This is a genomic window from Bacteroidota bacterium, from assembly GCA_030706565.1.
Taxonomy (GTDB): Bacteria; Bacteroidota; Bacteroidia; order Bacteroidales; family JAUZOH01; genus JAUZOH01.
In genome coordinates this window covers 1-5,871 of record JAUZOH010000240.1, presented here as the reverse complement: position 1 = coordinate 5,871, position 5,871 = coordinate 1, and the positions used below count along the sequence as shown (strand labels likewise).

Below are 5,871 nucleotides of genomic sequence, written 5' to 3'. Positions count from 1 at the left end.
TTTACAATATGCAGGGTGTAAAGATCTGTGGCGTAGTTGGAAAAGAAGTTGATGTTTCCGGACTTGCTCCCGGATCATATTTATTGAGGATAAAGATTGGAAATGATTTGATTACCAAGTTTTTTGTAAAAAGTAAATAAATTTATGAGGAAGTGTTTGATTTGTATTAATACTTAATTTATATGAAACGAATATTTTTTGTCTAATGGATTTGACCCGGGAAAATCAGTTTTGCACCAACGATTTTGCTGAAGACAGAAAAGAATGCGATTGCTATTTATTGTCATCAAACGCGGGGCGACCAATTTATTGATGGTGTTTTATTGGAGTATTATTGATTGATGTTTAATTGGTTATGATATAAGGTGCAGGTGCAGTAAGAACTGTGCACAAGTATCATTTATTTTTATTTTGGTTTTTTTAAAAAAGAGCTTAAAAAATTTGCTAAAACGTTTTTATGATATTATTTTAGCATCCAATCTAAAATGCGAATTTTATACTATTAACTTAATTATGAATAAATTCTAACCAACGATGAAGAAAAACAAATCATTAAAAATCAGACCCAATTACTAAGCCAACTTTTACGGTTGGTTTATGAACATCATTTCCTAAGAGTTCATTTTGTCTTTAAAAAATTCATTTTTAACTTATTGCTAAATCGTTTAAGTAATTCTTTGTTATTCCTGAACTGCCTTTTAGTGGTGAATTATAAATAAAAAGTGTAATTGTTTTATTAACTTAAAATGTATTGATTAAATGCCTGAAGTTTACTTTGTAGAGTAAAACTTAATTTTCCGAGATTAACTCTTTTAATCTGTAAATCAAATTTTTATGAAGAAAACTTACGTTGTTACCGTGTTTTGTTTGCTCGTGATTTTGTCCATTATCTCCTGTACAAAGGAAAGTTTTTTGGATAAAACACAATCTACAACACTAAATGAGCAGACTGTTTTTGCAGATAGTGCTTATGTTATGAATTATCTAAATTCAATTTATGGTAATGTTGGATTTAGCTCTAGCCCTTCCCGATATACTTGTGGGCTTGAATCTGCCTGTGATGAGTCTGAACCATCTGTTGCAGGTGCGGGAAATACTGTTATACAGTTTGTCAGTGGAACGGTTAGCTCCACCATTGTGGCTAAAGATGCATGGCAAAACTGTTATAGTCAAATCCGTGCTGTGAACATGTTATTGAAACATTTGCCAACAGTTCCCTTTTCTGTCGACCTGAAGAAAAGGGTAAAAGCCGAAGCTAGGTTTTTACGGGCCTGGTATTATTTTATATTGCTGGAACATTATGGAGGAGTGCCGTTGGTTGGCGACACGCTTTATACTGCCTCGGATAATATTCCACAGATTCGTGACACGTACGAAAAATGTGTCAATTATATTGTAAGCGAATGTGATACTGCTGCCAATTACCTGCCCTGGGTTCAGTCCGGGCTTCTCTATGGAAGGGTCAGCAGAGGGGCATGTAAAAGCTTAAAGGCAAGGCTTTTATTGTATGCTGCAAGTCCATTGTTTAATGGTGGGAGCATAGACGACTCCAAAAGACCCGAGTTGAAATCTATAGTCGGTTATCCCACCTATGATAAAGAACGTTGGAAACTGGCCATGGATGCCGCTGCTGAAGTTATTGGCTCCGGGGCATATTCGTTAAACTTGAATAATACAACCGCTCCCGGATACGGGTTTTATCAGCTTTTTACGCTTCGTAAAAGTTCTGAATTGATTTTTGCACAAATGTCACAGGATAACCGCTATCTGGAAGATATGTGGTTACCGCCTTCAGCCATGAGTACTCCGGTTACCTTCCCTTATCTTGAGTTAGTGAATGCTTTTGGAATGAATAATGGTCTCTCTATTACAGACGATGGTTCTGGATATGATCCTGCTAATCCTTATAAAAACCGAGACCCAAGGTTTGATTATTCGATCATTCATGATCAGACTTTAGTAAGGAGCAGACCCGATATCATGCTACATCCGATAAGCACATTCATCGATGCGACTAATCCGGATAAGATTGTTTCCGGTGTTGATGCTATTTATAAGGGTACTGCAACCGGGTATTATCCCTATAAGATGGTTGACCAATCCGTGGCTCCTACCTGGTTTGGTACTACAACCCGCCGCTGCATGCCATTATTCAGATATGCTGAGATTTTGCTGGATTATGCTGAAGCCAGAAATGAATATTTGAGCACCCCGGACCAAGCTGTTTATGATGCGGTAGAAGCCATCCGTCAAAGGGCAGGGCTTAATCCATACTCACTTCCTGAAAAACTAACCCAGGCTCAGATGAGACAAAGAATTCAAGACGAACGACGCGTGGAACTGGCATTTGAAGGTCACCGTTTTTGGGATGTACGCAGATGGAAAATCGCATCGCAAACCGATAATGCAATAATGCATGGAACCGAACTTACCAAGACTGCCAGTGGCCTCACCTATAAAACTATTGTGGTACGCAAACATAACTTTGCCGACAAAATGTACCTGTGGCCGCTTCCTGAATCTGAGGTTTCTAAAAATGCTCAATTATTGCAAAATCCCGGATATTAAAATGACTTTTTCGAATTTTAAAAATCTATGTTTATGAAAAAAGATAATACCTGGAAAGTATTAAGCACATGCTTGGTTTTTTGTGCCTTACTTTTTTCTTCCTGCCAGAAAGAAATCACAACAATATCCGAACCTGTAAAAAATCTTACGGGTACCTGGAAAATTATACAGCTTACCAGAAATGGCGAGGATTTGACCTCCAGAGTTGACTTCAGTAGTTTTAGGATCTCTTTTAATGCTGATAATTCCTATACGCTTCAGGATCAGTTTATGTTTTTTACCACCGACCCCGGAACTTATAGCTTTGACGATCCTCAATACCCATTCTATCTGAAGTTTCAACCCCAAAATGCAACCTCGGAAACGAAGTTAACCTTCGAATATCCGATTGTTAAAGGCCAACGACAAATTAAATTGAAGTTTAGCCCGGGTTGTACCAAAAATACGTACGAATATTATTTTGAAAAAGTACAATAAATTTTGATTATGAAAAGAATAGGAAAGTTTAATATAAAATATGTAATTCTTGGTCTGGGTCTTGTCGTTATTGCTTTTCTCGTGCAGTGTGCCTTGGTTCTGAATGGGGTAGATGTCCCCAGTTCTGGTACAGCCAACCAGGTTTCAACCTTTACAATGCATTGCGGGGTACAACCCAGAATAACCGGCGACCCATATTCAACCAAGTTGGTGATCGGTTTTTTAGTACCTAAAAGTTGGCATGCCGCTCAAAATACCAATGTTTCGTTTACCAGTCCAATAGGAGGTGAGACCTTAACAGTTATTCCGGCCTCTGAAGTTGAGCCTAATAGTGGTTTGCCCTGGGCCGAAGCAGCCAAAAAGAAACTTGGGATTGGCGGAAATCTGGTTGATGACGTAGAGTGGGTTATGTTCAGAAGTAGCAACGTCTATACCTTGGTGAATAATCAGGATTTTAATTTTGATGTTGTAATTAGTTCAAAGTTAGGTCCTCAGAATATGCTGGTGAAGTTGGGATTTTATTATGGAACTTCACATGAAGGGCTAAGCAGTAGTTCCGACGATTACAATAAAACCTTTTTCTCAAGCTGTTTTACTGTCAATGGCGGTATTGGTGATATCGTAGATTTTTGTAATCCACAGTTGAGTTCGGTTATTCCTGTATATGGCAGTGCCACGGATAATGACATAATTACCTTAACTTATGACAATACCGTGCTTTCTACAGCTCTACAAAATGTTACAGATATTTATTTATGTGCGACGGCATTTACTACTACCGGAGAAACATACAATGTTTGTGAACAAACAGCTAAAACCAAATTATCAGATATAGGGGGTCTTAAATACAGAATTGATATTTGGCCCAGAGGTTTCTTTAATATACCGAAAGGTAAAACGATTGACCATATCGAATACTATTACACGGATGCCTCCGGAATTGTTAAAGTTGGTTACAGTAATACATCAGATCCGTTTAAATACACCTTTGGGTGTTCAAACGACTAATGAGTCAAGTGTCAATGACTGTTAAATCTTAAAAATGATTAATATGTTAAAATACTGCATAAAAATATTCACCATAGGAACTATATTGGTTTCTCTGAATGTGAGTACAGCAAATGCCATATATACTTCAGGAAAAGATACATTAACCGTGGCCATGTCTCAGCGCAAAGGAAACGGGGTTGTTCTCGATGAGTTCGGGCGTCCCTTGGAAGGCGTTAAGATTACTACAAAGGATGGGAAACTTCTGGGAAACAGCAATCAAAACGGAGAGTTTAATCTTGGAGAAGTTACTCCGGGACAAAAGATAGTTTTGGAACGGAATGGGTATGATTCAAAAATAGTGGTCGTAAACAACTCGAATGCATTAACTGTGAAATTGCTGGACAGTTATTTGAAATTTCCTGAAAAGGTTAGTGTTTTATACGATGAAAAGGAATCGAAAGAGGTACTTGGTTCCGTATCTTCGGTATATACCCGTCAGTTATCAACCACTCCTACACCTTTATACCTTAATGCATTAACAGGCAGGCTGTCCGGGTTTTATACCCAGGAAATTAGTGGTTTTAGGACGGCAAAAACAGATGCGATCTCGCAAGCTGATCTTGCCGGAACATTAGTAAATTCAGCAACTGCTTATAAATCCAGCAATACCGATAATACGGAAATGTACTTTGCCTTAAGGGGGCAATCGCCGGTTACCATTGTGGATGGCGTGCAGCGGGATATTTACTCTATAGATCCGGAAAGCATTGAGTCGATAACTGTGCTAAAAGATGCATTGTCCTCTATTATGCTGGGTCAGAAGAGTTCCAGAGGTGTATTGCAGGTTACTACCAAAAAAGGTGTTGTAGGAGCTCCCAAGCTTTCGTTTACATTTGAAACCGGCGTTCAGAACCGTCTCCAAACTCCTAAGCCATTATCTTCATACCAATATGCTTATTTGTATAACGAGGCTCTTCAAAATGATGGAAAATTGAAAGCTTTTTCTGCTGATGATTTTGCCTCCTTCCGCAATGGATTATCTCCTTATCTCTATCCTGATGTAAACTGGTATAAAACAATTACAAAGGACAATGCACCTATTTCCAAGTACTCTCTGAATGTAAGCGGGGGTATTAAGAATGCCCGGTATTCTGTTTCGGTTAGTTATTTGAATCAGCAAGGCATGTTTAAAACTTCCGATGCTGTTGACTATAATACCAACCTGAAGTTAGAGCGTTATCTTATTAATTCCTCTGTAGATGTAGATATCACAAAGGATTTTACTGTTGGCTTGCAGTTGTTTGGACGTATCCAGGAAGGATGCCAGCCCGGAGCAGGGACTTCAACTGTTTTGAATTCGCTTTATTCCACCCCGAATCTGGCATACCCGGTATTCAATCCTAATGGGTCTTTTGGGGGAGCTTCAAATTATACCTCAAACCTTTACCAGCTGACCACCGGCTCCGGATATAAACTGGATAATAACCGCGACCTTATGGCTAACCTGGATATGAAGTATAAATTCGACAATTGGCTGCCTGGGCTTTATGCTAAGTTTAAGGTAAATGCATCTTCAACTTCTTCCAGTTTAATAACCAGGAATTCACAACAACCGGTTTACGATCTTTCTATACGTGCTGCAGGGGATACTTCTTATACCCGTTACGGAACTATTTCTGATCAGACCAATTCATTTAGCATGACCTCAACTGTTCAGACCTTTTATGCTCAGGCTGCCTTAGGTTATGATACTAAAATTGGAGATCATCAGTTCGGAGCAATGATTTTTGGCGATCAGTTACGCTCTACCTATCAGTTCGATTTGCCTGAAACATA

The 5,871-nt window shown here is 38.7% G+C and carries 5 protein-coding genes; all 5 read left to right on the top strand.

Features of this window, described 5'->3' with window-relative positions; translation table 11 throughout:
- Positions 1-8: 8 nt before the first annotated feature.
- A complete protein-coding gene (locus tag Q8907_11645) occupies positions 9-140 on the top strand; it encodes a hypothetical protein (protein MDP4274921.1) in 132 nt (43 codons plus the stop codon).
- Between the two features lie 694 nt (positions 141-834).
- Entirely contained in the window at positions 835-2,568 is a 1,734-nt protein-coding gene (locus tag Q8907_11640; protein ID MDP4274920.1) for a RagB/SusD family nutrient uptake outer membrane protein, read from the top strand.
- A gap of 33 nt (positions 2,569-2,601) precedes the next feature.
- The gene (locus Q8907_11635) at positions 2,602-3,045 is read left to right on the top strand and encodes a DUF5004 domain-containing protein (GenBank protein ID MDP4274919.1); all 444 of its coding nucleotides are present in this window, start codon (positions 2,602-2,604) and stop codon (positions 3,043-3,045) included.
- Between the two features lie 9 nt (positions 3,046-3,054).
- Positions 3,055-4,053: a DUF4961 domain-containing protein gene (locus tag Q8907_11630; protein ID MDP4274918.1), complete on the top strand. Its 999-nt coding sequence runs from the start codon at positions 3,055-3,057 to the stop codon at positions 4,051-4,053.
- A gap of 43 nt (positions 4,054-4,096) precedes the next feature.
- On the top strand, positions 4,097-5,871 hold a 1,775-nt coding region (locus tag Q8907_11625; protein ID MDP4274917.1), incomplete at its 3' end, for a TonB-dependent receptor plug domain-containing protein.

Bases quoted from the DNA above. Each gene is read 5' to 3' on its own strand.
- Q8907_11635 (MDP4274919.1), top strand. From the start codon at position 2,602: ATGAAAAAAGATAATACCTGGAAAGTATTAAGCACATGCTTGGTTTTT.
- Q8907_11630 (MDP4274918.1), top strand. From the start codon at position 3,055: ATGAAAAGAATAGGAAAGTTTAATATAAAATATGTAATTCTTGGTCTG.
- Q8907_11645 (MDP4274921.1), top strand. From the start codon at position 9: ATGCAGGGTGTAAAGATCTGTGGCGTAGTTGGAAAAGAAGTTGATGTT.
- Q8907_11640 (MDP4274920.1), top strand. From the start codon at position 835: ATGAAGAAAACTTACGTTGTTACCGTGTTTTGTTTGCTCGTGATTTTG.